General features: G+C 65.8%; 20 protein-coding genes and 2 rRNA genes (1 of these 22 only partly in view). 13 read left to right on the plus strand and 9 right to left on the minus strand.

All coding sequences use genetic code 11. The features are described 5' to 3' along the window. From LOY33_RS03100 to LOY33_RS03135, 8 genes are all read left to right on the plus strand, one after another. Positions 1–1,687 (plus strand): 23S ribosomal RNA (locus LOY33_RS03100); it begins 1,204 nt to the left of the window's first position. Positions 1,688–1,825: 138 nt separating this feature from the next. Continuing rightward, positions 1,826–1,941: ribosomal RNA gene (rrf, locus tag LOY33_RS03105) — 5S ribosomal RNA — on the plus strand. Between the two features lie 135 nt (positions 1,942–2,076). Then, complete coding sequence (gene recC, locus LOY33_RS03110) at positions 2,077–5,556, plus strand: exodeoxyribonuclease V subunit gamma (RefSeq protein ID WP_258661364.1); 3,480 nt, start codon at positions 2,077–2,079, stop codon at positions 5,554–5,556. Then, positions 5,553–9,236 carry an exodeoxyribonuclease V subunit beta gene (gene recB / locus LOY33_RS03115; RefSeq protein ID WP_258661384.1) on the plus strand — a complete coding sequence of 1,228 codons (3,684 nt, stop codon included), beginning with the start codon at positions 5,553–5,555 and terminating at the stop codon, positions 9,234–9,236. Before recC ends, recB begins: the two co-directional genes overlap by 4 nt. After that, a complete protein-coding gene (gene recD, locus LOY33_RS03120; protein ID WP_258661386.1) occupies positions 9,233–11,311 on the plus strand; it encodes an exodeoxyribonuclease V subunit alpha in 2,079 nt (692 codons plus the stop codon). The genes recB and recD overlap by 4 nt, the downstream gene beginning before the upstream one ends. A 115-nt stretch (positions 11,312–11,426) precedes the next feature. After that, positions 11,427–12,002: a YfiR family protein gene (locus LOY33_RS03125; RefSeq protein WP_043860717.1), complete on the plus strand. Its 576-nt coding sequence runs from the start codon at positions 11,427–11,429 to the stop codon at positions 12,000–12,002. Then, the gene (locus LOY33_RS03130; RefSeq protein WP_043860716.1) at positions 11,999–13,276 is read left to right on the plus strand and encodes a diguanylate cyclase domain-containing protein; all 1,278 of its coding nucleotides are present in this window, start codon (positions 11,999–12,001) and stop codon (positions 13,274–13,276) included. The genes LOY33_RS03125 and LOY33_RS03130 overlap by 4 nt, the downstream gene beginning before the upstream one ends. Before the next feature lie 5 nt (positions 13,277–13,281). Continuing rightward, a complete protein-coding gene (locus tag LOY33_RS03135) occupies positions 13,282–13,773 on the plus strand; it encodes an OmpA family protein (RefSeq protein ID WP_058540757.1) in 492 nt (163 codons plus the stop codon). On the opposite strand, the gene LOY33_RS03140 is transcribed toward LOY33_RS03135, so the two are convergent. Further along, the gene (locus LOY33_RS03140; protein ID WP_043860715.1) at positions 13,770–14,717 is read right to left on the minus strand and encodes a LysR family transcriptional regulator; all 948 of its coding nucleotides are present in this window, start codon (positions 14,715–14,717) and stop codon (positions 13,770–13,772) included. The genes LOY33_RS03135 and LOY33_RS03140 overlap by 4 nt on opposite strands. Positions 14,718–14,851: 134 nt before the next feature. On the opposite strand from LOY33_RS03140, the gene LOY33_RS03145 reads away from it, so the two are divergent. Together LOY33_RS03145 and mmsB are read left to right on the plus strand one after the other, a co-directional pair. Further along, on the plus strand, positions 14,852–16,378 hold the full coding sequence (locus LOY33_RS03145) for a CoA-acylating methylmalonate-semialdehyde dehydrogenase (protein WP_043860714.1): 1,527 nt from the start codon (positions 14,852–14,854) through the stop codon (positions 16,376–16,378). A gap of 10 nt (positions 16,379–16,388) precedes the next feature. Next, entirely contained in the window at positions 16,389–17,276 is an 888-nt protein-coding gene (mmsB, locus tag LOY33_RS03150; RefSeq protein WP_043860713.1) for a 3-hydroxyisobutyrate dehydrogenase, read from the plus strand. Between the two features lie 96 nt (positions 17,277–17,372). Here mmsB and LOY33_RS03155 read toward each other — a convergent pair whose 3' ends face one another. The 7 genes from LOY33_RS03155 to LOY33_RS03185 are packed head-to-tail and all read right to left on the minus strand — an operon-like array spanning position 17,373 to position 24,082. Beyond that, positions 17,373–18,305, minus strand: coding sequence for a phosphatidate cytidylyltransferase (locus tag LOY33_RS03155; protein ID WP_043860712.1), 933 nt, complete (start codon positions 18,303–18,305; stop codon positions 17,373–17,375). Between the two features lies 1 nt (position 18,306). Beyond that, a complete protein-coding gene (locus LOY33_RS03160) occupies positions 18,307–18,930 on the minus strand; it encodes a lysophospholipid acyltransferase family protein (RefSeq protein ID WP_258661405.1) in 624 nt (207 codons plus the stop codon). Positions 18,931–18,940: 10 nt separating this feature from the next. Continuing rightward, on the minus strand, positions 18,941–19,396 hold the full coding sequence (locus LOY33_RS03165) for a hypothetical protein (RefSeq protein ID WP_043860710.1): 456 nt from the start codon (positions 19,394–19,396) through the stop codon (positions 18,941–18,943). Then, on the minus strand, positions 19,393–20,712 hold the full coding sequence (locus LOY33_RS03170; protein WP_258661407.1) for a phosphatase PAP2/dual specificity phosphatase family protein: 1,320 nt from the start codon (positions 20,710–20,712) through the stop codon (positions 19,393–19,395). Before LOY33_RS03170 ends, LOY33_RS03165 begins: the two co-directional genes overlap by 4 nt. Continuing rightward, positions 20,709–22,466 (minus strand): bifunctional alpha/beta hydrolase/class I SAM-dependent methyltransferase, encoded by a 1,758-nt coding sequence (locus LOY33_RS03175; RefSeq protein ID WP_258661408.1) that lies wholly within the window; start codon positions 22,464–22,466, stop codon positions 20,709–20,711. The genes LOY33_RS03170 and LOY33_RS03175 overlap by 4 nt, the downstream gene beginning before the upstream one ends. A 30-nt stretch (positions 22,467–22,496) precedes the next feature. Next, entirely contained in the window at positions 22,497–23,102 is a 606-nt protein-coding gene (locus tag LOY33_RS03180; protein WP_100634997.1) for a CDP-alcohol phosphatidyltransferase family protein, read from the minus strand. Positions 23,103–23,143: 41 nt separating this feature from the next. Next, the gene (locus tag LOY33_RS03185; RefSeq protein WP_258661410.1) at positions 23,144–24,082 is read right to left on the minus strand and encodes a LysR family transcriptional regulator; all 939 of its coding nucleotides are present in this window, start codon (positions 24,080–24,082) and stop codon (positions 23,144–23,146) included. 77 nt (positions 24,083–24,159) lie between these two features. On the opposite strand from LOY33_RS03185, the gene LOY33_RS03190 reads away from it, so the two are divergent. Beyond that, the gene (locus LOY33_RS03190; RefSeq protein WP_258661412.1) at positions 24,160–24,924 is read left to right on the plus strand and encodes a sulfite exporter TauE/SafE family protein; all 765 of its coding nucleotides are present in this window, start codon (positions 24,160–24,162) and stop codon (positions 24,922–24,924) included. Here the strand turns inward: LOY33_RS03190 and LOY33_RS03195 are convergent. After that, positions 24,914–25,228: a putative quinol monooxygenase gene (locus LOY33_RS03195; protein ID WP_043860704.1), complete on the minus strand. Its 315-nt coding sequence runs from the start codon at positions 25,226–25,228 to the stop codon at positions 24,914–24,916. The genes LOY33_RS03190 and LOY33_RS03195 overlap by 11 nt on opposite strands. Before the next feature lie 186 nt (positions 25,229–25,414). Here LOY33_RS03195 and LOY33_RS03200 point away from each other — a divergent pair, with 186 nt between their 5' ends. Both LOY33_RS03200 and LOY33_RS03205 read left to right on the plus strand, forming a co-directional pair. Further along, complete coding sequence (locus LOY33_RS03200) at positions 25,415–26,005, plus strand: NAD(P)H-dependent oxidoreductase (RefSeq protein WP_258661416.1); 591 nt, start codon at positions 25,415–25,417, stop codon at positions 26,003–26,005. A gap of 67 nt (positions 26,006–26,072) precedes the next feature. Further along, the gene (locus LOY33_RS03205; protein WP_258661420.1) at positions 26,073–26,969 is read left to right on the plus strand and encodes a LysR family transcriptional regulator; all 897 of its coding nucleotides are present in this window, start codon (positions 26,073–26,075) and stop codon (positions 26,967–26,969) included. Positions 26,970–26,998 lie beyond the last annotated feature (29 nt).

The raw sequence follows: 26,998 nt of genomic DNA on the forward strand, positions 1-26,998 counted from the left end.
TGAGTTGAGAAGCTTGCTGGAGGTATCAGAAGTGCGAATGCTGACATGAGTAACGACAATGGGAGTGAAAAACTCCCACGCCGAAAGACCAAGGTTTCCTGCGCAACGTTAATCGACGCAGGGTTAGTCGGTCCCTAAGGCGAGGCTGAAAAGCGTAGTCGATGGAAAACAGGTTAATATTCCTGTACTTCTGGTTATTGCGATGGAGGGACGGAGAAGGCTAGGCCAGCTTGGCGTTGGTTGTCCAAGTTTAAGGTGGTAGGCTGAGATCTTAGGTAAATCCGGGATCTTAAGGCCGAGAGCTGATGACGAGTTGCCATTAGGCGACGAAGTGGTTGATGCCATGCTTCCAAGAAAAGCTTCTAAGCTTCAGGTAACCAGGAACCGTACCCCAAACCGACACAGGTGGTTGGGTAGAGAATACCAAGGCGCTTGAGAGAACTCGGGTGAAGGAACTAGGCAAAATGGCACCGTAACTTCGGGAGAAGGTGCGCCGGTGAGGGTGAAGGACTTGCTCCGTAAGCTCATGCCGGTCGAAGATACCAGGCCGCTGCGACTGTTTATTAAAAACACAGCACTCTGCAAACACGAAAGTGGACGTATAGGGTGTGACGCCTGCCCGGTGCCGGAAGGTTAATTGATGGGGTTAGCTAACGCGAAGCTCTTGATCGAAGCCCCGGTAAACGGCGGCCGTAACTATAACGGTCCTAAGGTAGCGAAATTCCTTGTCGGGTAAGTTCCGACCTGCACGAATGGCGTAACGATGGCGGCGCTGTCTCCACCCGAGACTCAGTGAAATTGAAATCGCTGTGAAGATGCAGTGTATCCGCGGCTAGACGGAAAGACCCCGTGAACCTTTACTATAGCTTTGCACTGGACTTTGAATTTGCTTGTGTAGGATAGGTGGGAGGCTTTGAAGCGTGGACGCCAGTCTGCGTGGAGCCATCCTTGAAATACCACCCTGGCAACTTTGAGGTTCTAACTCAGGTCCGTTATCCGGATCGAGGACAGTGTATGGTGGGTAGTTTGACTGGGGCGGTCTCCTCCTAAAGAGTAACGGAGGAGTACGAAGGTGCGCTCAGACCGGTCGGAAATCGGTCGTAGAGTATAAAGGCAAAAGCGCGCTTGACTGCGAGACAGACACGTCGAGCAGGTACGAAAGTAGGTCTTAGTGATCCGGTGGTTCTGTATGGAAGGGCCATCGCTCAACGGATAAAAGGTACTCCGGGGATAACAGGCTGATACCGCCCAAGAGTTCATATCGACGGCGGTGTTTGGCACCTCGATGTCGGCTCATCACATCCTGGGGCTGAAGCCGGTCCCAAGGGTATGGCTGTTCGCCATTTAAAGTGGTACGCGAGCTGGGTTTAGAACGTCGTGAGACAGTTCGGTCCCTATCTGCCGTGGACGTTTGAGATTTGAGAGGGGCTGCTCCTAGTACGAGAGGACCGGAGTGGACGAACCTCTGGTGTTCCGGTTGTCACGCCAGTGGCATTGCCGGGTAGCTATGTTCGGAAGAGATAACCGCTGAAAGCATCTAAGCGGGAAACTTGCCTCAAGATGAGATCTCACTGGAGCCTTGAGCTCCCTGAAGGGCCGTCGAAGACTACGACGTTGATAGGTTGGGTGTGTAAGCGCTGTGAGGCGTTGAGCTAACCAATACTAATTGCCCGTGAGGCTTGACCATATAACACCCAAGCAATTTGCGTCGAACGACCAGATTGCGGTGTTGTGAAGACACAGTAAGCCGAAGATTTGTAACTCACGAACATCACATACCCGATTCGCTGGAGTGTCTGAACAAGACCTTCTGGCAACAGAATTTCTTGACGACCATAGAGCATTGGAACCACCTGATCCCATCCCGAACTCAGTAGTGAAACGATGCATCGCCGATGGTAGTGTGGGGTTTCCCCATGTGAGAGTAGGTCATCGTCAAGATTAAATTCCGAAACCCCTATCTGCATCTGCAGGTAGGGGTTTTGTCTTTGTGGGCCGAAAAGCTGCAGGCCCTCGGTCTGTACGCAGACCGTGATAAGGTTCCCCCCAAAATCCGCACAGCCCAAGGGATGCCCCATGCCGCATGCAAGCACGCTTCAACCGGGATTCATGGTCGTTCACGGCAACCACCTGGATGAACTGCGTGGCCTGGTGGTGAGCCTGATGCGGCGTTATCCGCTGGCACCCCTGGAAAACGAGATGGTGCTGGTGCAGAGCAACGGTATCGCCCAGTGGCTCAAGCTGGCCCTGGCCGAAGACCCGCAGGACGATGACCAGGGCGGTTGCGGCATCGCGGCCGCCATCGATGTGCAATTGCCTGGTAGCTTCATGTGGCAGCTGTACCGCCGGGTACTTGGCCGCGAAGAGATTCCTGAAACCTCCCCGCTCGACAAGGCGCCCTTGACCTGGCGCCTGATGCGCCTGCTGCCGGAAGTGATCAATCAGCCGCATTTCGAGCCGTTGCAGCGCTTTCTTACCGATGACAGCGACCTGCGCAAGCGCTACCAGCTGGCCGAGCGCCTTGCCGACCTGTTCGACCAATACCAGGTGTACCGTGCCGATTGGCTGAAGGACTGGGCAGCCGGACGTCACGTGCTGAGCAACGCTCGTGGCGACTCCCGTGCGCTGGCCCCCGCCAACTGCTGGCAGGCAGAGCTGTGGCGTGCCTTGCTGCTCGATGTGGGAGAGGAAGGCATGGCCCAGAGCCGTGCCGGCGTGCACCAGCGTTTCGTCGAGCGCATCAATTCACTGGAACAAGCCCCCAAGGGCCTGCCATCGCGTGTCATCGTGTTCGGCATTTCTTCGTTGCCGGCCCAGGCCCTTGAAGCGCTGGCAGGCCTGGCACGTTTCAGCCAGGTGCTGCTATGCGTGCACAACCCCTGCCGTCACCACTGGGCCGATATCGTCGCCGACAAGGACCTGCTGCGCCATCAGTACAAGCGCCAGCAGCGCAAGCAAGGCATGCCCAGCCTGATCGACGCCGACACCCTGCACCAGCATGCCCATCCGCTGCTTGCGGCCTGGGGCAAGCAGGGCCGGGACTACATCAACCTGCTCGACAGCTACGATGACCCGGGCAGCTATCGCAACGTGTTCAGTGACGGGCGCATCGACCTGTTCACCGAAAACGGGCAGGCCACTCTGCTCAACCAGTTGCAGGACGACATTCTCGAACTGCGCCCATTGGCCGAGACCCGCGCCTTGTGGCCCGCCGTCGACCCGGCCAAGGACCGCTCGGTGCGTTTTCATGTGGCCCACAGCGCGCAGCGCGAGGTCGAGATCCTGCACGACCAGCTGCTCGCCCGCTTCAGCGCCGACCCCGGTCTGCGCCCGCGCGACGTGATCGTGATGCTGCCGGACATCAACACCTATGCGCCCCACATCCGCGCCGTGTTCGGCCAGCTTGAACGCAACGACCCGCGCTACATTCCCTTCACCCTGACCGACCAGGGCCAGCGCGGCCGCGACCCGCTTCTGATTGCCCTGGAGCACCTGCTCAAGTTGCCGGACAGCCGCTTCCCGGTGAGCGAGATTCTCGATCTGCTGGATGTTCCCGCCCTGCGTGCCCGCTTCGCGATCAAGGAAAGCGACCTGCCCACGCTGCACCGCTGGATCGAAGGGGCCGGCGTGCGCTGGGGCCTCAATGCACAGCAGCGTGCCGGCCTGGGCCTGCCCGATGACCTCGAGCAGAACAGCTGGCGATTCGGCCTGCGTCGCATGCTGCTGGGCTATGCGGTGGGCACGGGCGACAGCTGCGACGACATCGAACCCTATGATGAAATCGGCGGCCTCGATGCTGCCCTGATCGGCCCGCTGGTGGCCCTGCTCGATGCGCTCGAGGTGGCCCATGCCGAGCTCTCGCAGCCGGCACCGGCGGCGCAATGGGGCACGCGCCTGCATGCCCTGCTGCAGGTGTTCTTCCTGGCCGAAACCGAACACGATGACTACCTGCTGGTGCAACTGCAGGGCCTGTGCGAAACCTGGCTGCAAACCTGCGAGTCGGTCGGGCTCGAGGACGCCTTGCCGTTGACGGTGGTGCGCGAAGCCTGGCTCGCCGGCCTGGACCAGGGGCGCTTGTCCCAGCGCTTTCTGGCCGGCTCGGTGAACTTCTGCACCCTGATGCCCATGCGTGCCATCCCCTTCAAGGTGGTGTGCCTGCTGGGCATGAACGATGGTGACTACCCGCGTGCGCAGCCGCCGCTGGACTTCGACCTGATGGGCAGCGACTACCGCCCCGGCGACCGCTCTCGACGCGAGGACGACCGTTACCTGCTGCTCGAAGCCTTGCTGTCGGCGCGTGAGCAACTGTACGTCAGCTGGGTGGGCCGCAGCATTCGCGACAACAGCGAGCGGCCGGCGTCGGTGCTCATCGGCCAGTTGCGCGATCACCTCGCCGCCGGCTGGCGCAGCCCCAAGGCCAAGGCCGACGACCCAGTGGAGGGCGGTCTGCAACTGTTGCACGCCTTGACGCAGGAACACCCCCTGCAACCGTTCAGCGCCCGCTACTTCCACAAGCACAGCAACCTGTTCAGCTATGCCAGCGAATGGCGCGCCCTGCACCTGCCGCCAACGCAGCTGCCGACCGAGGCCGACCAACTGGAGCCTTTCGTGCCCGAAGAGCCCCTGAGCCTGACCTTGCTCCAGGACTTCATGCGCCACCCCGTTCGGCACTTCTTCAGCCAGCGCCTGAAGGTGTTCTTCGAAGCCGCCGAAGCCCCCCTGGCCGACGAAGAGCCCTTCGTGCTCGACGCCCTGCAGCGCTACAGCCTGAGCGAAAGCTTGCTGGGCGCAGCCCTGGCCGACCCCACCAACAGCACCGACGCCCTGCAGGCCCAGGCCCGTCGCCTGCAACGCAGCGGCATGCTGCCGCTGGCCGGCTTCGGTGAATGCCTGCAGGCCGAACTGATCGAGCCATTGCCCGACCTGCTGTTGCGACACGCTCAACTGCTCGGCCAATGGCCAACCCTGATCGACAGTGCGCTGCCGATCAGCTTCGAGTATCGCCAGCTGCGGCTCGAAGGCTGGCTGGGGCGGGTGTACCAGCGTGACGACCAGGCGCTGCTGAGCATCACCACCTTGCCCAACGGCATCAGCAGCGGCAAATCACTCAAGTGGCACCGACTGGTGGCGACCTGGGTCATGCACCTGGCAGCGTGTGCCGTGGGGCACCGGTTGAGCAGCGCAGTGGTCGCCACCGACGTGACCCTGTTGCTCGACCCGCTGGAGCAACCGCGTGCCGCGGAACTGCTCGGCGACCTGCTGGTGGCCCGGCAGGCCGGCATGAATGCGCCGCTGCCGGTGGCGATCAAGACCGCCTTCACCTGGCTCGGCCAGAGTGACCCTGAAAAAGCCCTGGCGGCCGCAGCCAAGGCCTACGACGGCGACGGCCAGAACACCCGCGGCGAGCGCAGCGAAAGCACCGCACTGGCCCGGCAGTTCAGTGATTTCGCGGCGCTGACCGCGAGTGAAGAATTCGAGGGCTGGTGCGAGGCACTGTACCGGCCGATGTTCGAAGCCGCCTGGCAACGCCTGGGCAGTGAAGAGGCGCATCCATGACTGTCCACGCACACCAGCCGCCGCTGGCACTGACCTTCCCGCTGCACGGCAGCCAACTGATCGAAGCCAGTGCCGGCACCGGCAAGACCTTCACCATCTCGGCCTTGTACCTGCGCCTGGTGCTCGGCCATGGCGGCGAGCAGGGCTTCGGGCGCGAGCTGCTGCCGCCACAGATCCTGGTGGTGACCTTCACCGATGCGGCCACCAAAGAGCTGCGCGAGCGCATTCGCACCCGCCTGGCCGAAGCGGCGCGGTTCTTCCGTGGCGAACTGCCCGAAGCCGACCCCTTGCTGGTGCAACTGCGCGAGCACTACGCCCCGGACACCTGGCCCGCCTGCGCCAACCGCCTGGACGTTGCCGCGCAGTGGATGGACGAAGCCGCCGTCTCGACCATCCACAGCTGGTGCCAGCGGATGCTGCGCGAGCATGCGTTCGACAGCGGCAGCCTGTTCACCCAGACCCTGGAGACCGACCACAGCGAGCTGCTCGGCCAGGTCATGCGCGACTACTGGCGGCGCTTCTGCTACCCCATGCACGGCGAGGCCCTGGCCTGGGTGCGCAGCCACTGGAGCAGCCCCGAGGCATTGCTGCCCAGGGTGCGCGCGCTGTTCGGCCGCACGCGGAGCGAGGAAGACAGCGCCGACCCACAGGCGCTGATCGAAGCGGTGGTGCAGCAACGTGCCGAACGGCTGCGCCAGCTCAAGGCGCCCTGGGCACAGTGGGCCCAGGAACTGCTGCAACTGTGCCATGCCGCACATGCCGCCAAGCAGGTGGACGGGCGCAAGATGCAGCCGCGCTATTTCGAACCCTGGTGCGAGAAGATCGCGGCCTGGGCCCAGGACGAGCAGGCGGTGGAGCTGGATATTGGCACCGGGTTCACCCGCTTCACCCCGCAAGGCATGGCCGAAGCCTGGAAGGGCGAGCCGCCCAGCCACCCGGCGCTGGATGCCATGCCCGGCCTGCGCCTGGAGCTGCAGGCGTTGCCGACCCCGGACGCCCGCCTGCTCGAACACGCCGCCAACTGGGTGTCGAAACGCTTCGAGCAGGAAAAGCGCCGCCGCGCCGAAATGGGCTTCGACGACATGCTGCTGCGTCTCGACTCGGCCTTGGGCGGGACGGCCGGCGAGCGCCTGGCCGGGCTGATCCGCGAACAGTTCCCGGTGGCCCTGATCGATGAATTCCAGGACACCGACCCGGTGCAGTACCGCATCTTCCAGCGTATCTATCGCATCGAGGAGGACGTGCGCGAAACCGGGCTGTTCATGATCGGCGACCCCAAGCAGGCCATCTATGCCTTCCGCGGCGCCGACATCTTCACCTACCTGGGCGCCCGACGCGCCACCCACGGCCGGCTGCACAGCCTGGACACCAACTACCGCTCAAGCCAGCCGATGGTCGATGCGGTCAACCATGTATTCATGCGCGCCGAACAGCGCGAGGCCGGTCGCGGGGCGTTCCTGTTCCGCGACGGCGCCGACAACCCCGTCCCCTTCGTGGCGGTCAGGGCGCAGGGGCGCAAGGAGCACCTGCAGGTCGACGGGCAGCCCCTGGCAGCGCTCAACCTGTGGCACCTGGCAAGCGACGAGCCGCTGTCCGGCGCGGTCTATCGCCAACAGGTAGCCGCCAGCTGCGCCACCCAGATCGTCAGCCTGCTCAACGGCGGCCAGCTGGGCACCAGCGGCTTTGTCCAGCCAGGCCAGGCGTTGCGTGGCTGTTTGCCATCGGACATTGCGATCCTGGTTCGCGACGGTCGCGAGGCCCAGCTGATCCGCGCCGAACTGGCCGCCCGCGACGTACGCAGCGTCTACCTGTCGGACAAGGACTCGGTGTTCGCCGCCCAGGAGGCACACGACCTGCTGGCGTGGCTCAAGGCCTGCGCCGAACCCGACAGCGAGCGCCTGCTCAAGGCGGCGCTGGCCAGCCTCACCCTCGATCTGCCGCTGACCCGGCTGGCCCAGCTCAACCAGGACGAGCGGGTGTGGGAACACTGGGTCATGAAGTTCCGCGACTATCGCCACCTCTGGCGCACCCAGGGCGTGCTGCCGATGCTGCGTCACCTGCTGCACGACTTCGACCTGCCCCAGGTACTGATGCGCCGCAGCGATGGCGAACGGGTGCTGACCAACCTGCTGCACCTGGCCGAGCTGCTGCAGCAGGCGGCCACCGAGCTGGACGGCGAGCAGGCGCTGATCCGCCACCTGAGCGAACACCTGGCCAGCTCCGGCCAGGCCGGTGAAGAACAGATCCTGCGCCTGGAAAGCGACGAGCAACTGGTCAAGGTGGTGACCATCCACAAATCCAAGGGGCTGGAATACCCGCTGGTGTTCCTGCCCTTCATCAGCACCGCCAAGCCGGTGGACGGCAAGCGCCTGCCCCTGGGCTGGCACGACGCCCAGGGCAATGCCCAGCTGACCCTGACCCCCGATGCCGAGCAGATCGCCCTGGCCGATGACGAGCGCCTGGCCGAAGACCTGCGTCTGCTCTACGTGGCCCTGACCCGTGCCCAGCACACGTGCTGGCTGGGGGTGGCGGACCTCAAGCGCGGCACCGGCAAGGAATCGCTGCTGCACCGCTGCGCGCTCGGCTACCTGCTGGGCGGCGGCGCTGTACTGCCGGCTTCCACCGCCCTTGAGGGCTGGCTGCAGGCATTGCAGGAAGGTTGCGCGACCATCCACAGCCAGGTATTGCCCATTGCCGACACCCAGCGCTACCAGGCCCCGCGCAACACCGCCGAGTTGCTGCCGGCCCGCCAGCCGCGCCGCCGCGCCGCAGAGAACTGGTGGATCGCCTCCTACAGTGCACTGCGCATCGGCGAGGAGCTGCTCACCGCCGACAGCTCCCAGGCCCAGCAACTGCTCGATGACGAACCGGCCGATCCGCAGGCCCTGCGCGAAGTCGTGGCGACGGGCGGCGACATCCACCGCTTCCCGCGTGGCCCCAACCCCGGCACCTTCCTCCACGGGCTGCTCGAATGGGCCGGTCACGAAGGCTTCGGCCAGGTGGTCGCGGCGCCCGAGCAACTGCACAAGACCGTGGCCCAGCGCTGCAACCGGCGCGACTGGACCGGCTGGATCAACACCCTCGGCAACTGGCTCGAACACCTGCTGAACGCACCGCTGCACCTGGCACCGGACAGTGCGCCGGTTGCCCTGGGCCAGTTGAGCCAGTACCAGATCGAGATGGAGTTCTGGTTCGCCAGCCATCAGGTCGACGTGCTGGCCCTCGACCGCCTGGTATGCACCCACACCCATGACGGCGCGGCCCGACCGGCCGCGCAGTCGGCGCTGCTCAATGGCATGTTCAAGGGCTTCATCGACCTGGCATTCGAGCACGACGGGCGCTACTACGTGGCCGACTACAAGTCCAACTGGCTGGGCACCGACGACCAGGCCTACAGCGAGCTGGCGATGGAGGGCGCGATCCTCGAGCATCGCTACGACCTGCAGTACGTGCTGTACCTGCTGGCCCTGCACCGTCAGCTGCGTGCCCGCCTGCCCGACTACGACTACGACCGGCATGTGGGCGGCGCGGTGTTCCTGTTCCTGCGTGGGGTGCACGCGGCCAGCCAGGGCTTGTACTTCATCAAGCCGCCGCGCGTGCTGATCGAGCGGCTCGATGCCCTGTTCAGCGGCGCAAGCGCACCGCAGCAACCTGATCTGTTTTCCGGAGACAGCGCATGAGCCGCACGTTCGACGACCTGTTGCCCACCCCTCTGGATGCCGGGCATCTGGCGGCCCTGGCGCCGTTGACGGTGGGCGCCGACCTGCTGGCGCTGCTCGATCGATGGGTCGAGCGCGGCTGGCTGCGAGCACTGGACCGCGCCTTCGTGGCTTTCCTCGGCGAACGCGACCCGCAGGCCGACCCGCTGGTGCTGTTGGCCGCCGCACTGGCCAGCCACCAGTTGGGGCACGGGCACGTGTGCCTGGACCTGGCCGAAACCCTGGCCGAGCCTGACTTTGCCCTGTCGTTGCCACCCGAGGGCGATGCCCTGGCCGGCCCCTTGCTGCTGCCTTCGCAACTGCTGGAGCGCCTCGATCTGGCCACCTGGTGCCAGCGCCTGCAAGGCAGCGCGCTGGTTGCCCTGGGCAGCAGTGAAGCGCAGGCCTCGCGCCCCCTGGTGTTGAGTGGGCAGCGCCTGTACCTGCGCCGCTACTGGGCCTATGAACGGCGCATCGACAGTGCCCTGCGCGAACGCCTGGAACAGGCCGAACCCACGCCCGCCGATTTGCGCGCCCGCCTGGATGCGCTGTTCGAAGGCTCGGCGCTGGCCGGTCAGGTCGACTGGCAGAAGCTCGCCTGCGCGCTGGCCACCCGCAGTGCGTTCAGCATCATCACCGGCGGCCCCGGCACCGGCAAGACCACCACCGTGGTGCGTCTGCTGGCCCTGTTGCAGGCCCCGGCCGTGGAGGTCGGGCGCCCGTTGCGTATCCGCCTGGCCGCACCGACCGGCAAGGCAGCGGCGCGTCTTACCGAATCCATCGGCCAGCAGGTGGAGCGACTGGCCGTCAGTGACGCCGTGCGCAGCAACATCCCCAGCGATGTCTCCACCGTGCACCGCCTGCTGGGCAGTCGCCCGGGCTCGCGACATTTTCGTCACCATGCCGGCAACCCGTTGCCACTGGACGTGCTGGTGGTCGACGAGGCCTCGATGATCGACCTGGAAATGATGGCCAACCTGCTGGCGGCGATGCCGGGGCATGCGCGCCTGATTCTGCTCGGGGACAAGGACCAGCTGGCGTCGGTCGAGGCCGGCGCAGTGCTGGGCGACCTGTGCCGCGATGCCGAGGCCGGGCGCTACAGCGCTGCCACCCGCAGCTGGCTGGAGCAGGTCAGTGGCGAGTCGCTGGCCGGCAGCGGCCTGGTCGAGGGCGATGCCCAGCGCGACCCCTTGCCCCAGCAAGTGGTGATGTTGCGCCATTCGCGCCGCTTTGGTGAGGGCAGCGGTATCGGCCAGCTGGCGCGCCAGGTCAACGGTCAGCAGCCGGAACAGGCCCGTGCGCTGCTCGAGCAAGGTCTTGCCGACGTGCACAGCCTGCGCCTGAGCGGCGAGCACGACCGCAAGCTCGACACCCTGCTGCTGCAGGGGCTGGGCCGCGGTGGCGACAGCCCGCAGGGCTATCGTGAGTACCTGCACCTGATTCGCCAGACCCGCCCGGCGCCGGATACCGCCGCTGACGATCCACGCTGGGAGGCGTGGGCACTGAAGGTGCTGCGCGCCTTCGAGCGCTTCCAGCTGCTGTGCGCGGTGCGCAAGGGCCCCTGGGGTGTCGAGGGCCTGAACCAGCGGGTCGGCAAGGTGCTGACGGCGGCCGGTCTGATCGATGGCGAACAGCCCTGGTACGAAGGCCGCCCGGTGCTGATGACGCGCAACGACTATGGTCTGGGCCTGATGAACGGCGATATCGGCATTGCCTTGCGCCTGCCGGACGCCCAGGCCTCCACACCGTTGCTGCGGGTGGCGTTTCCTCGGAACGATGGCCTGGGCGGCGTCAGATTCGTCCTGCCCAGCCGGTTAAGTGAGGTTGAAACCGTGTACGCCATGACGGTGCACAAGTCCCAGGGCTCGGAGTTCTCCCACACGGTTCTGGTGCTTCCCGACGCCTTGAACCCGGTGTTGACCAAGGAACTGATCTACACCGGCATCACCCGCGCCAAGGACTGCTTCAGCCTGATAGAGCCGCGCCAGGGCATTTTCGAGGAGGCGGTGCGGCGCAAGGTCAAGCGTATTTCCGGGCTGATGCTGGAACAGGTGTAAGGCGCCGGCGCAGCCGACGATTCGGCTGATCCGCCCTTGGAGGCGACCTCGCGGGAAAAGCAGGCGTTATGCTATCTTGCCCCCACGCAAGGCATGGTCTTAAGAGATTTCCTATATGAAGGTCGCCGCCCTTACACCGGGACGTGTAAAACGCTGGAGGCTCATGCTGCTGGCGGCGTTGGTGCTGGTTCTTCCGCTGCACGGCATGGCCCAGGGCGCCGCGGCCGCCACCCTGGCCGAGCAGCGGGCCAAGGCAGTGACCCAGGTGGTACTGGGTATCCTCAGTTACGCGCGCTGGCCGGTGGAACCCGAACAGCTGCGCCTGTGCCTGATCGGCCCTACCGAATATGCCGACGACCTGGTCAAGGGGACCACCCAGGCCACCGGCCGGCCGCTGACCGTACGTCGTCTGCTGGCGGGGGATCCGCGTATCCTCACCCAGTGCGATGCGGTGTACATCGGCAAGCTCAGTGGCGAGGCGCGCAGCCAGCTCATCAGCGCGATCAACGGCAAGCCGGTGCTGAGCATCAGCGAAGCGGATGACCCCTGTACGGTCGGCAGCCTGTTCTGCCTGCGGGTCAAGGACACCCAGGTGGCCTTTGACGTGAACCTCGACTCGGTGGCGCGCAGCGGCGTGCGCATCCATCCCAGCGTGCTGCAGTTGTCGCGGCGCCGAGCGCTGCAGCCATGATCGGCTGGCTCAAGACACGCGAACGGACCACGTTGCGCGCGGTGCTCAGCCGCGGGCACCTGGGCGTGGCGTTGCTGGCCATCGGGCTGGCCGGCATCTCGCTGACCGTGCTGGGGGTGCTGGCATTGCGCGTCTATGCCAACCACAACCTTCACCTGATTGCCCGTTCGATCAACTACACCGTCGAGGCCGCGGTGGTGTTCAACGACAGCAGCGCCGCCAACGAAGCCCTGGCGCTGATTGCTGCGGCCGAGGAAGTGGCCAACGTCAAGGTCTTCGACGATGCGGACCAGTTGCTGGCCAGTTGGGAGCGCAGTGAAGGCGGCATGCTCGACCAGCTGGAGCTCAAGATCGCCCGGACCCTGCTCGAAGAGCCGATCCGGCTGCCGGTGGTGCACCAGGGCCAGCAGGTGGGGCGCATCGAGCTGGTTGGCCAGGGCGGCAGCCTGATGCGCTTTCTGCTCAGTGGTCTGGCGGGCATCCTGCTGTGCACGGCGCTCAGCGCGGTGAGTGCGCTGTACCTGTCGCGCCGGCTGTTCGCCGATATCGTGGGGCCCCTGCGCGGGCTGGCCAGCGTGGCCCATGCGGCGCGGCGCGAACGCAGCTTCGACCGGCGCGTGCCCTCCACCCAGATCGCCGAACTCAACGAGCTGGGCAACGACTTCAATGCCCTGCTCGACGAAATGGAAGCCTGGCAAAACCACCTGCAGAGCGAGAACGAGACCCTGGCCCACCAGGCCAGCCACGACAGCCTGACCGGCCTGCCCAACCGGGCGTTCTTCGAGGGCCGCCTGAGCCGCAGCCTGCGCAACGCGATCAAGCATGGCGACGGGCTGGCGCTGCTGTTTCTGGACAGCGACCGCTTCAAGGAAATCAACGACAGCTACGGCCATGCCGCAGGCGACGAGGTGCTGGTCGCCGTGGCCAGCCGGGTGCGTGCGCAGCTGCGCGAGCACGACCTGGTGGCGCGTCTGGGGGGGGACGAATTTGCGGTGCTGCTTACCCCTCTGCATCGCTTCGAGGACGCCCAGCGTATCGCCGACAAGATAGCCGCCAGCATGAGCCTGCCTATCCGCCTGCCGGACGGCCAGTGCGTCGTTACCTCGTTGAGCGTAGGCATCGCAGTGTTTCCCGATGACGGCCGTACCCCGGCCGAGTTGCTCAATGCCGCCGATGCGGCGATGTACCAGGCCAAGCGTCACACCCGTGACGGGCCCCAGTCGGCAGAGGCGGAGTTCTCTGCGTCCAGCGCAAAAACAGGAGCTGAACCGTGATTCACCTGACTCGATACCTTCGCTTGCACCTGGCCTGTCTGGCCCTGGCCCTTTTCGCCCTCGGCGGCTGCCAGACCCCGCCGCCCAAGGGCCTGACCCCCGAGCAGATAGCCGTGCTCAAACAGGAGGGGTTCACCCCCACCGACGAGGGCTGGACCTTCGGCCTGTCCGGCAAGGTGCTGTTCGGCAGCGACCTGGATGCACTCAACACCCAGAGCCGCGAGATCGTCGAGCGTATCGGCAAGGCGCTGCTGTCGGTGCACATCGAGCGGGTGCGGGTGGATGGCCATACCGATTCATCCGGCAAGGCCAGCTACAACGAACAGCTGTCGGCGCGCAGGGCGGCCAGTGTGGCCAGGGTGCTGGTGGGCGTGGGCATGCGCCCCGAGAATGTCGAGACCCGCGGCCTTGGCAGCCGCGAGCCGGTGGCCAGCAACGACACCGCCGCCGGCCGCACCGAAAACCGCCGCGTGGCGATCGTGGTCGCCTCCGACTAGTCGGCAAAACTCATCGTGTGCGACTCGCCCATCAGCAGGGGCGCGTTGCGCTCGGTCACGTCGCGGATGTAGTCCCACAGCAGCGTGATGCGCTTGAGCTTGCGCAGGTCCTCCCGGCAGTACATCCAGAACTGCCGGGTAATCTCCACTTCCCCCGGCAGCACCGGCACCAGCCGCGGGTCCTGTGCGGCCAGAAAACACGGCAGGATGGCCAGCCCGCGACCCTGCTGGGCCGCCACGTACTGGGCGATCACGCTTGTGCTGCGCAGGTGTGCGGTGGCGGTGGGCAGCAGGTTGGCCAGGTACAGCAGCTCGGAGCTGAATGCCAGGTCGTCCACGTAGCTGATGAACGGGTGCCGGGCCAGGTCGCTGCTGCGCAGGATCGGCTCGTGGTTGTCCAGGTAGTCGCGGGTGGCGTACAGGCGCAGGCGGTAGTCGCACAGCTTGCAGCACACATAGGGCCCGTGTTCCGGGCGCTCCAGCGCGATCACGATGTCGGCCTCGCGTTTGGACAGGCTGATGAAGTGCGGCAGCGGCAGGATATCCACCGAGATCGCCGGGTAGGCATCGACAAAGTGGCTCAACTGCGGGGTGATGAAGAAGCTGCCAAAGCCTTCGGTGCAGCCCATGCGTACATGCCCCGATAGCGCCACGCCCGAGCCGGACACCTGCTCGCAGGCCATGTGCAGGGTGCTCTCGATGGCCTCGGCATAGCTGAGCAGGCGCTGCCCCTCGGCGGTGAGCACGAAGCCGCTGGTGCGCGACTTTTCGAACAGCAACGTGCCCAGCGCCACCTCCAGCGAACTGATGCGCCGCGACACCGTGGTGTAGTCCACGCCCAGGCGCTTGGCCGCGCTGCTGGCCTTGCGCGTGCGCGCCACTTCGAGGAAGAACTTGAGGTCGTCCCAGTTCAGTGACCCCAGGGATGTGATGTTTTTTTGCATGTTGGTCCGGCTTTTATGTGCGTTCTTATTAGAAGTTTGCACATCTATACTCCAATTCAGCCCAGGACCCAAGCACCGTCGCGGCTGCCGCGTCGGCGTTTCTCTCCCTAACAATAAATCCAGGAGAACCCCTCATGAACGCATCCCTCACGCCCGGCCAGACCAAGGTCGACAGCGTCAAGCTGCTGATCGACGGCCAGTGGGTCGAGTCGAAAACCACCGAATGGCGCGACGTGGTCAACCCGGCCACCCAGCAGGTGCTGGCCCGCGTACCCTTTGCCACCGCCGAAGAAGTCGATGCCGCCATCGCTGCCGGCCAGCGTGCGTTCAAGACCTGGCGCGACACCCCGATCGGCGCGCGCATGCGCATCATGCTCAAGCTGCAGGCGCTGATCCGCGAACACTCCAAGCGCATCGCCGTGACCCTGAGCGCCGAGCAGGGCAAGACCATCGCCGACGCCGAAGGCGACATCTTCCGCGGCCTTGAAGTGGTCGAGCATGCGTGCTCCATCGGCACCCTGCAGATGGGTGAGTTCGCCGAGAACGTGGCCGGCGGCGTCGATACCTACACCCTGCGCCAGCCCATCGGCGTGTGCGCCGGCATAACCCCGTTCAACTTCCCGGCAATGATTCCGCTGTGGATGTTCCCGATGGCCATCGTGTGCGGCAACACCTTCGTGCTCAAGCCGTCCGAGCAGGACCCGCTGTCGACCATGATGCTGGTGGAGCTGGCGCTGGAAGCCGGTGTGCCGGCCGGCGTGCTCAACGTGGTGCACGGCGGCAAGCAGGTGGTGGATGCGCTGTGCACCCATACCGACATCAAGGCGATCTCGTTCGTCGGCTCCACCGAGGTCGGCACCCACGTGTACAACCTGGCCGGCCAGCACGGCAAGCGCGTGCAGTCGATGATGGGCGCCAAGAACCACGCTGTGGTGCTGCCCGACGCCAACCGCACGCAAACCCTCAATGCCCTGGTAGGTGCCGGTTTCGGCGCCGCCGGCCAACGCTGCATGGCCACCTCGGTGGCGGTGCTTGTGGGCAAGGCCCGCGAATGGCTGCCGGAGCTCAAGGCCCTGGCCGCCAAGCTCAAGGTCAACGCCGGCAGCGAGCCTGGCACCGATGTGGGCCCGCTGATCTCCAAGCGCGCCAAGGAGCGTGTGCTGGGCCTGATCGAAAGCGGCATCAAGGAAGGCGCCACCCTCGAGCTCGATGGCCGCGACGTGCAGGTGCCCGGCTACGAGCAGGGCAACTTCGTCGGCCCCACGCTGTTCTCCGGGGTGACCACCGACATGCAGATCTACACCCAGGAAATCTTCGGCCCGGTGCTTGTGGTGCTGGAGGTCGACACCCTCGACGAGGCCATCGCGCTGGTCAACCGCAACCCGTTCGGCAACGGCACCGGCCTGTTCACCCAGAGCGGCGCCGCGGCGCGCAAGTTCCAGAGCGAGATCGACGTGGGCCAGGTGGGCATCAACATTCCGATCCCGGTGCCGGTACCGTTCTTCAGTTTCACCGGTTCGCGCGGCTCCAAGCTGGGTGACCTGGGCCCCTACGGCAAGCAAGTGGTGCAGTTCTACACCCAGACCAAGACCGTCACCGCGCGCTGGTTCGACGACGACAGCGTCAACGATGGCGTGAACACCACCATCAGCCTGCGTTAAGGAGTCGACCATGCGTATTGCATTCATCGGGCTGGGCAACATGGGCGCGCCGATGGCGCGCAACCTGATCAAGGCCGGCCATCAGCTCAGTCTGTTCGACCTGAACAAGGAGGTACTGGCAGAACTGGCCGAACTCGGCGGGCAGATCAGTGCCTCGCCCAAGGACGCGGCCAGCGCCAGCGAGCTGGTCATCACCATGCTGCCGGCCGCTGCCCATGTGCGCAGCGTGTACCTCAACGAAGACGGCGTGCTGGCCGGCGTGCGCGCCGGTACCCCGGTAGTGGACTGCAGCACCATCGACCCGCAGACCGTGCGTGCGGTGCATGCAGCGGCGGCCAGGCAGGGTGTGGACCTGGCCGATGCACCGGTGTCGGGCGGCACCGGCGGCGCGGCGGCGGGTACCCTGACCTTCATGGTCGGCGCCAGTGAGGCGCTGTTCGCCACCCTGCAGCCAGTGCTGGCGCAGATGGGGCGCAACATCGTGCACTGCGGCGAGGTGGGTACCGGGCAGATCGCCAAGATCTGCAACAACCTGCTGCTGGGCATCTCGATGATCGGCGTGTCCGAGGCCATGGCCCTGGGCAATGCCCTGGGCATCGACACCAAGGTGCTGGCCGGCATCATCAACAGCTCCACCGGGCGTTGCTGGAGTTCGGACACCTACAACCCGTGGCCGGGCATCGTCGAGACGGCGCCGGCATCACGCGGGTACACCGGTGGCTTTGGTGCGGAGCTGATGCTCAAGGACCTGGGGCTGGCCACCGAGGCGGCGCGTCAGGCGCACCAGCCGGTGATTCTGGGCGCGGTGGCGCAGCAGCTGTACCAGGCGATGAGCCTGCGCGGGGAGGGTGGCAAGGACTTCTCGGCGATCATCGAGGGCTACCGCAAGCCCGAGTAGAAAGCATCGCGGGTCAAGCCCGCTCCCACAGGGACTGTGCTGTACCTGTGGGAGCGGGCTTGACCCGCGATCGAGTGCGCAGCACTCGCCTGGCCCTCAAGCCCACCAGTACCGTACAAAGTGAAAGAACACCGGCGCCGCGAAACATACCGAATCCATGCGGTCCAGCATGCCGCCGTGCCCCTCGATCATGTGCCCCCAGTCCTTCACCCCGCGGTCACGCTTGATCGCCGACATCACCAGCCCGCCAAAGAAGCCCATGACGTTCACGGTCAGCGCCATCAGCGCCGCCTGCCAGAAGGTGAACGGGGTGATCCAGAACAGCGTCGCGCCGATCAGCGTGGCCAGTGCCACACCGCCCAGCAACCCCTCCAGCGTCTTGGACGGCGACAGCCGCGGCGCCACCTTGCGCTTGCCGAACAGCTTGCCGCACACGTACTGCAGTACATCGGAAATCTGCACCACCAGAATCAGCCAGGCGATCAACAGCAGGTTGCGCCCCTCGAACCCGGGGATATCCAGCGTCATCAGGGCCGGTACCGACGACAGGCAGTACACCGCGATCATCAGCCCCCACTGCACCTTCGAGGCCCGCTCCAGAAAGCGCGTGGTATCGCCGCCGAAACTGGCCAGGATCGGCAGCAGCAAGAACAGGTACACCGGGATGAAGATGCTGAACAACCCGTACCAGTCCATCGCGATCAGCAGGTACTGCACCGGCAGCGCCACATAGAACGCCGCCACCAGTGCCGGGTAGTCGCCACGCCGGGTGGGCGTGAGGGTGAGGAACTCGCGCAGCGCATAGAACGACACGCAATAGAACAGCAGGATGACCCCCAGCTTGCCGAACACGAAGGCCAGGCCGATCACCAGCACCATCACCCACCAGGCATTGATGCGCGCATTGAGGTTGTCGATGACCGCGTGCGGGGCCGGGCCCGCGCGCCATTTGAGCAGGCGCCCGATCAGGCTGGCGAGCAGCAGCAGGCCACCGATACCGGCAAACAGCAGAAGTGTATTGTGGTCCATCTCAGAATTCCTTGGGGGCCAGGGCCAGCAGGGCAAGGCGTGCCCGTTCCAGAAACGCGTGCTTGCTGTCATCGGGCAAGCGTTGCAGCGGCTCGCCGAAGCTCAGGGTGCACAGCAGCGGCAGGGGCAGGGCACGGCCCTTGGGCATCACCCGGTTGAGGTTGGCGATCCACACCGGGATCAGCTCCACCTCGGGGTGGGCACTGGCCAGATGGAACAGCCCGCTCTTGAACGCCAGCAAGGGCTCGTCGCCCAGGTTGCGCGTGCCTTCGGGAAAGAAGATCAGCGAGTCGCCCTGCTCCAGCGCCGCATGGATCGGCTGCAAGGGGTCGCTCTGGGCCTCGCTGTGCTGGCGGTCGATCAGCACGCCGTTGAACACCCGGTTGATCAGAAATTGGCGAATGCCCGGTTTTTGCCAGTAATCGGCCCCGGCCACCGGGCGGGTGTGCCGGCGCAGTTCCTGGGGCAGCGAGGCCCAGATCAGCACGAAGTCCCCGTGGCTGCTGTGGTTGGCGTAGTACAGGCGTTGCACCGGCTGCGGTGTACAGCCCAGCCACAGGGCGCGGGCGCCCGTGATCAGGCGGGCCACCGAGGTGATGCCGAAGGCGGTGAGGGCGGCTAGCATGACGAGGTCCTTATCCGACGAGAGAAAGCCAGGGCAGGCACAGGATGCCGGCAATCGCCAGCAGTACCTGCACGCCAAGGCACAGCAGTTGCTGGCGCATCAGGCGCAGTGCGGCCCGGCTGCGCGCCTGCCAGTCGCGGTCGTCGACCGGGGCGGGCTTGAGGCCCAGGTCGAACAGCGCCTGGTCCAGCACGCGGGTAGTTGGCGACAAGGTTGCGGCCTGGGTGGCCAGGTGCGCGAACAGCTCGGCGTCCAGCGCAACACGCATGCCCCAATATTTTTGCAGCAGGCCGGCCGCCAGCAGCAGTACGCACAACAGGGCGCCAATCACAGGGGCCGGCGCGCCGGCAAGTGGCGCCAGGCCATAGGCCAGCGCCAGCAGGCTGATGCCGTCCGACAGGCGTTCCACCTGGCGCCCGCGCCGCAACAGGCTGGCCACCAGCGCCAGGTGGGTCTGGCTACTCACAGGCCGCCCCCCGCCGGCAGGCTGTCGATCACCTGGCGGTGCGCCGGGTGCAGCACGACCCCGGGGCGGGCCTGGGCGATCAGTTGCTGGGCCTGCTGCGCGTTCTGGCAGCGCCCGCCGAGTACCAGCCAGGCGGCCACGGCGCAGGCACTGCGCGAGTAACCCAGGGCGCAGCACACCAGCAGCGGGCCCCGTTGGCGCAGTCGCTCGATGGCCTGGGCCGCCTCGCGGCAACGTTCGGCACTGGGCACCACCAGGTCCAGGCGGGGCAGGCTGCAATAGGCCTGGCCCGGCGTGTGTGCCGCCGGCAGTTCTGCACACAGGTCGACCACCGCGGCAAACGATGCCGCCTGACCTCGTGCAGGCACCCGCCCCAGGTACACCCCCTCGCACACCTCGTCGGCCTGTGGATGGCGGCGCGTCCACCAACGCGAATTGAGCCAGGCGCCGATCAGGTACGGCGCCAGCAGCCAGCGCGCGGCATACGACAACTGGCCGCTCGGGCCTTTCTGAAAGCCCTCGGCGCCCAACACGGCATAGTTGAGCGCCACCATCAGCAGTGCGAGGGCGGGCCACAGCAGCAACAGGGCGATACCGCCGGCATACAGCGCCAGCCCACCCAGCACGGCGCTGCCCAGCGCGTAGTACGCGGCCAGGCGCCAGCGCCGGCGGTCACGGGTCGGCTGCAGGCTGCCCAGTACCGGCCGGCCCTCCACGGGCCACAGCCACACACACAGCGCGCCTGCCACTGCGCCACTGGGCACGTCGATGAAGTGGTGCTGCCAGGTGGTCAGCACCGACAAACCGATCAACCCCATCCAGCCATGCAGCAGCCAGCGCATCAGGCGCCCACGGGTGTGCCGGGCGAACATCGCCCAGATGATCACCAGCAGCGCGATGTGCAGCGAAGGGGCCTGGTTGAACGGCTTGTCGAAGCCCATCAGTACATCGAACAGCCAGCCGAACACGCCCTGCAGTTCAGGGCGCTCGAAGGTGAAGCGCAGCGGCCACAGCAGAAAGCCGGCGATGCAGATCAACTGTGCGCTCAGCAGGCGCAAGGCATGCCGGTCCATCTCCAGGCGGCTGAGCGGCAGCAGGAAGGACAACCCGTACAGCAGGTCGATGGACCAGTACGGCAGGATGGTCCACGGCCACAGCGGGATGCTGCTTTCCCAGGCGAACACCAGGCTGCCGACGTCGCTGCGCCCGGCGGTGAAGGTGTTGCTCAGGCCATAGCTCAAGAAGAACAGCGGCCCGAGCAACAGCAGCCAGAGCACGCCGCGCCGGATCAGGCCCGGCTCGCGCACTGTGCTCATTCAGCAACTCGCTGGGCCAGGCTGACGCTGAAGATGCCCCACTCGTCGATGCGCTGGCACACCTTGCGAAAGCCTGCCGCTTCCACCAGCTGGTCCATCTCCACCTGGCTGCGCCGACGCATCACCCAGGCCTGACCGGCGCGGTGGCTGGTCAGGGCGCGGGCGATCATCTCCAGCTGCGGGTGCCACGGCTGGCCGGTGTACACCAGGTAGCCGCCCGGCGCCACGGCCTGGGCCAGGCCACCCAGCGAGTCGCCGACCATCTGGTTGCAGGCGAACAGTTCATACAGCCCCGATACCACCGCCAGGCTCGGACGCGGTTCAAGGGTGGCCAGGCTCTGCGCATCGAAGGCATCGCCCTGCACGAAGCGGGCGATGTCGGCCAGGCCTTTGTGTTCGATCAGCGCCGTGCCTTCGCGCACGTTGAGCTCGCTGTAGTCGCGCAGCAGGATCGAATCCGGGCGCTGCTCCAGGCCCTGCAGGGCTTCGAGAATGTAGCGGCCATGGCCGGCGGCGATGTCGACGATATGCACCGGTGCGCCTTGTTCGCGCAGGCGCTCGATGGCCAGGCGCAACAGCTCTTCCACATGCAGCTTGCGCTGGCGGATGCCCTTCCAGCCGATGGCGTCGAGGTAGTTGCGGTCGATCATGCGGCCCAGCTTGCCCTTGCCGGTGGCCTGGTTGCGGTAGACGTAGTCCAGCGTGCTGCCCGAATCGAAACCGGTGTCGAAGCCCAGCTTGACCCCGCTCGACAGGCCCTTGCCCAGGCGCAGGCCGGCGCGGGTTGCGCGCCAGTACAGGTCGGCCGGCGAGTTGCGTGGCAGCGGCGCGGCCAGGCTTTCGGCCTCGGCGCAGCTGGCGCCGAGCTGGTCGGCATCGAGCAGCGACGGGCGCTGGGGCGCCACACTGAAGCAGTGCTCCACGAAGCGCCGGATACGCGCCAGCGCATGCCCGCGATCACGCTCGCCGAGGGTGTCGTGGAAGAAGCCGGGCAGCACGTGCTTTTCCTTGTGCACGCTGCCCAGGCGCTCGAAGAACTGCTCCTGCGGCTGGCGCTTGACCACGAAGTCGGCGCCGGAAATCAGCACTTGGGTCGGCACCTGGATCGCCTGGGCATCGGCCACCACGCGATCGGCAGCTTCGTACAGCCCCAGCAGCATGTTCATCGAAATCGGCCGGCTGATCAGCGGGTCGTTTTCATACGAGGCGATGCGCTCGGGGTCGTGGCTGAGCAGGCGCGGCTTGACGTAGCTGTTGACGAAGAAGTTGCCGCGCCAGGCGCGCATCAGCTTGAGCCCCGGACGGGCGAACGGCACGTACAGCTTGACCTTGAAGGCCGGCGAGGCGAGCACCAGGCAGCGCACCTTCGGCGCATAGTCATGCGCCCAGGTTGCGATCAGCACGGCGCCGACGCTTTGCGCCAGCACCGCCATGTCCTGTTCGTCGATGGCATGCTCGCGGGCGATGTGCTCGATGAAGGTCTGCACATCGCGCACGCTGCACGCGAAGCTCGGGCTGTCGCCACGGGCCCCGGGCGACTCGCCATGGCCACGGGCGTCCCAGGCGAAGAAGTCATGGCCGGGCAGGTCGAGTTCATCCACCAGGTGGGCCATGCGCCCGCCGTGTTCGTGGCCACGGTGGAACAGCACCACGGCGCGGCGCGGCTGGCCGGGCTGGCGGTTGGCCGGCCAGTGGCGGTAATGCAGCTCTACGCCGTCATGGGTGGTGAAATGCAGGGATTGCGCGGTGCGCATGGCAAATATCCTTATCTGGCTCGGAGGGCTTCAGCGGGGTTGCGCCAGGCCTCGGCTCACCCGGTTGTAGAGGGTATGAAGCGACAGCAGCAGCACCACCAGCAACACGCCGTTGAGCCACGCTGCGCTCAGCAGGCCGGTGGCCACGCCGGCACCGAGCACACCGAACACGAAGGCACGGTCGCTCTTGCCCATCGGGCCGTCATAACGGCGTTCGGCGCCTACCAGCGGGCCCATCACCCCGGCGTATTCGCTCACCAGCGCGGCCAGCACCACGATCACCACCAGCGCCGGCGACACGCCCGGCAGCAGGGCGAAGGGCAGGTACAGTGCGCTGTCGGCGACCACGTCGCACAGCTCGTTGAGGTAGGCACCCAGGCGTGACTGCTGGCCGAATTCCCGGGCGAGCATGCCGTCGATGGCGTTGAGCGCCATGCGCAGCAGCATCCAGGCCGGCACCAGGGCGAACAGCCAGGTGATGTGCGGTGCGGCGGCCAGCAGCAGGCCGAGCGCCACACTGACCACGGCGGCGGCGACCGTCACCTGGTTGGCAGTTATGCCGCGCTCGTACAGACGCTTGACCATAGGGCGCAGCAGCGCCTGGAAGCGCGGTTTCAACTGGTAGATCGACGGCACGGAAAACTCCCTTTACGGCTCGTAGGCACGGCATTGTCTTGTTACATAGCGGTGCGCGAAGGCGATTGTGGGTGGATTGTCCCTGCCGGGGCAATAGCGCCTGCCGACAAGCTTTGCAGAAGTGTGCGCGTGTGCCCGGGAAGCGCCGAAAAATTGCGGCTGCACAGGCGCAGCTGGCGTTGTGCCCAGGGTTCGTCCAGCGCCAGGCTGTGCAGCACCAGCACCCCTTGCCAGCGTTGCACGGCAGCCTGCGGCACGATGCCCAGGCCTGCGCCATGGGCCACCATGCGTATCACCCCGTCGAAGCCTTCGGCACGTACCCGCACCTGCAGCCGGCGCCCCAGGCGCAGGGCCTGTTCCTCCAGGTACAGGGCCAGGGCACTGTCTGCCTGCAGGCCGACATGGCCATGTTCAAGGGTGTCGGCAAAGCGCAGGTGCGGGTGGCTGGCCAGCGGATGATCCGGCGCCATGATCAGCACCAGCGGGTCGTCGCGAAACGCCACGCTCTGCAGGTGCTCGCTGGCCACGGCATTGGAGATGATGCCCAGGTCGGCCTCGCCCTGGGTGATCGCCTGCACGATACGCAGGCTGGGCAATTCGACCACGTCCACGTCGATGGCCGGGTGGTGGGCCAGAAACGTCGCCAGCAGTTCGGGCAGGTACTCGGTCAGCGCCGCGGTGTTGCACAGCAGCCGCACCTGGCCCTGCAACCCCTGGGCATACTGGCCCAGGTCGAATTGCAGCCGCTGCACCTGCTGGCCGATCTGGCGTGCATGGTTGACCAGGGCCTGGCCGGCGGCCGTGGGTTGCACGCCGCGCCGGTTGCGCTGCAGCAGCGGTACGCCCAGCGAGCTTTCCATGGCGCGAATGCGCGCGCTGGCCGCCGGCAGCGACAGGTGGCTGCGCTGGGCGCCGGCGGTGATGTTGCCGCACTCCACGGTGTGCAGAAACAGTCGTAGGTCAATCAGATCGAAATGCATGAGCCTCTGCCTGGGCAATAGTCTGGCTCAGTATATGGCAACTGTTCAGGGGCGTGCGGGCGGGGCAGCATGGGCCCATGACGACTTTATTCGGCTTCTATCAGGCTATCGGCCCGGCGCTGTCGCTGCTGGTTGTGCTTACCTTCGTGCTGGCAGGCACGGTCAAGGGCGTGATCGGCCTGGGCCTGCCCACCGTGGCCATGGGGTTGCTGGGGCTGGCTATGTCACCGGCGCAGGCTGCCGCGCTGCTGATCGTGCCGTCGACGGTCACCAACCTTTGGCAGCTGGCGGCGGGTGGCCACTTGCGTGCATTGCTGCGCAGGCTCTGGCCGATGCAACTGATGATCTTCATCGGTACCTTGCTGGGCAGTATCTGGCTGGGCATCGACAGTGGCGCGTGGGCGGCGCACGCATTGGGCGTGGCGTTGCTGGTGTATGCGCTGTACGGCCTGTGCCACCCAGGCCTGCACCTGGCCCCCCGCCACGAGCGCTGGCTGGGCCCGCTGTGCGGGTTGGTGACGGGCATCATCACCGCCGCCACCGGGGTGTTCGTGATACCGGCCGTACCGTACCTGCAGGCCCTGGGCCTGCACCGTGAACAGATGGTGCAGGCGCTGGGCCTGTCGTTCACCGTCTCGACCCTGGCGCTGGCCGTGGGCCTATCCGGGCAGGGCGCACTGGGCGGCGAGGCGCTGGGGGCCTCGCTGGTGGTGCTGATACCGGCATTGCTGGGCATGTGGCTGGGCCAGTGCCTGCGTCAGCGCATCAGTGCCGTGCTGTTCAAACGCTGCTTTTTCATCGGCCTGGCGCTGCTGGGCGCCCATCTGGCGCTCAACGGCTAGCCGAGGACGGGCTGAGCATCTCGATCAACTGGATGTCGAAGTCGCGCTCAAGGTATTCCATGCGCCGCTCGGCAAACTGCTGCATGTGCGGCAGCGCCGAATGCACATCCAGTGCGGCCTTGCTGGCCCAGATTTCGTAGAACACGAACAGGCTTGGGTCCTGCCGGTCGCGCAGCATGTGGTACTCGATGCAGCCGGGCTCGGCACGGCTGGGTTCTACATAGCTGCGAAACAGCGCCTCGAACTCCTCGGCTTTTTCGGGGCGGGTCTTGGCTTTGAGGATGAAACCGTAGGGTTCGCTCATGGGGAGGCTCCTGTAAAAAGTGAGCCAATCTTATTTCAACAATAAGCGTTGAATTCGTGCTTTTTGGTCAAAAGCGTTTTGCCCGCGCGAGGGTATTTCCGCTGCGCTGAACTGATTAATCTGCCGCCATCACATTCACCGGGCCGCCCCTTCTGTTGGCCGCCCCGAACACAGATGAGGCAGATGATGAAGAAGATCCTGTTGCTCAACGGCGGCAAGCAGTTCGCCCACTCCGATGGCCGCCTGAACGAGACCCTGCACGAGGCCGCGCTGGCGTTTCTCGACCGCGCCGGTTTCGACGTCAAGAGCACCTACATCGATGGCGGCTACGACGTTGCCGAAGAAGTGCAGAAGTACCTCTGGGCCGACGTGGTCATCTACCAGATGCCCGGTTGGTGGATGGGCGCGCCATGGACCGTCAAGCAGTACCTGGACGAAGTGTTTACCGCCGGCCACGGCAGCCTCTACGCCAGCGACGGGCGCACCCGCTCCGATGCGTCGAGCAAGTACGGCAGCGGCGGCCTGATCCAGGGCAAGCAGTACATGCTGTCGCTGACCTGGAACGCACCGCAGGAAGCGTTCGACGATCCGGCGCAGTTTTTCGAAGGCAAGGGCGTGGACGCGGTGTACTTCCCGTTCCACAAGGCCAACCAGTTCCTGGGCATGAGCGGTCTGCCGACCTACCTGGCCACCGACGTGATGAAGAACCCCAACGTCGAGGCTGCCGTGGCCGGCTACGAGCAGCACCTGGCCCGGATTTTCCACACTGGTGCCTGATGAAGGGTTGCGCGGGCAACGCCAAGCGGCTATCTATCACGGCTGAACGCCACACCAGGGAACAGCCGTGAAAGCCAGGTCCGATGAATTGCAGATGTTCGTCTCGGTCATCGAGTGCGGCTCTATTTCCGCCGCCGCCGAACAGGGCGGGCAGACCCCGTCGGCCATCAGCCGCAGCCTGTCGCGGCTGGAGGCCAAGCTGGGCACCACGCTGATCAACCGCACCACGCGGCGCATGGACCTCACCGAAGAGGGGCGGTTTTTCTTCGAGCGTGCCAAGGCCATCCTGCAACAGATGGACGAACTCGAAGAGCGCCTGAGCCTGCACCGCCAGACCCCGTCCGGGCGCTTGCGCATCAATGCGGCGGCGCCGTTCATGCTGCATGCCATCGTGCCCTGGGTGGGGGAGTTCCGCCAGCTGTACCCGGATATCCAGCTGGAGCTCAACACCGACGACCTGATCATCGACCTGCTCGAACAGAGCACCGATATCGCCATCCGCATCGGCGAGCTGGCCGACTCCAGCCTGCACGCCCGCTCGCTGGGGTGCAGCCCGCTGCATGTGCTGGCCAGCCCCGCGTACCTTGCGCGGCGCGGTACGCCACGGCATGTGGAGGAACTGGCCGGGCATTCGCTGCTGGGCTTCACCCAGACCGAAACCCTCAATCACTGGCCGCTGCGCCACACCGAAGGCGACCGCCTGGCGATCCGCCCCGACCTGTGCGCCTCCAGCGGCGAAACCCTGCGCCACCTGGCGCTGGCCGGCGAAGGCATCGCCTGCCTGTCGCACTTCATGACCCACGAAGACCTCCAGGCCGGCCGCCTGCAACTGGTGCTGGCCGAGGCCAACAGCGGCTATCGCCAGCCGATCAACGCGGTGTACTACCGCAACTCGCAACTGGCCTTGCGTATCCAGTGCTTTCTGGATTTCATCCAGCGCAAGCTGTCGATCTACGCCTGCTGAAAACCGCAGGCGGCATTTGAAAAATCCCT

This window comes from Pseudomonas sp. B21-036, from assembly GCF_024748925.1.
Classification (GTDB): Bacteria; Pseudomonadota; Gammaproteobacteria; order Pseudomonadales; family Pseudomonadaceae; genus Aquipseudomonas; species Aquipseudomonas palmensis.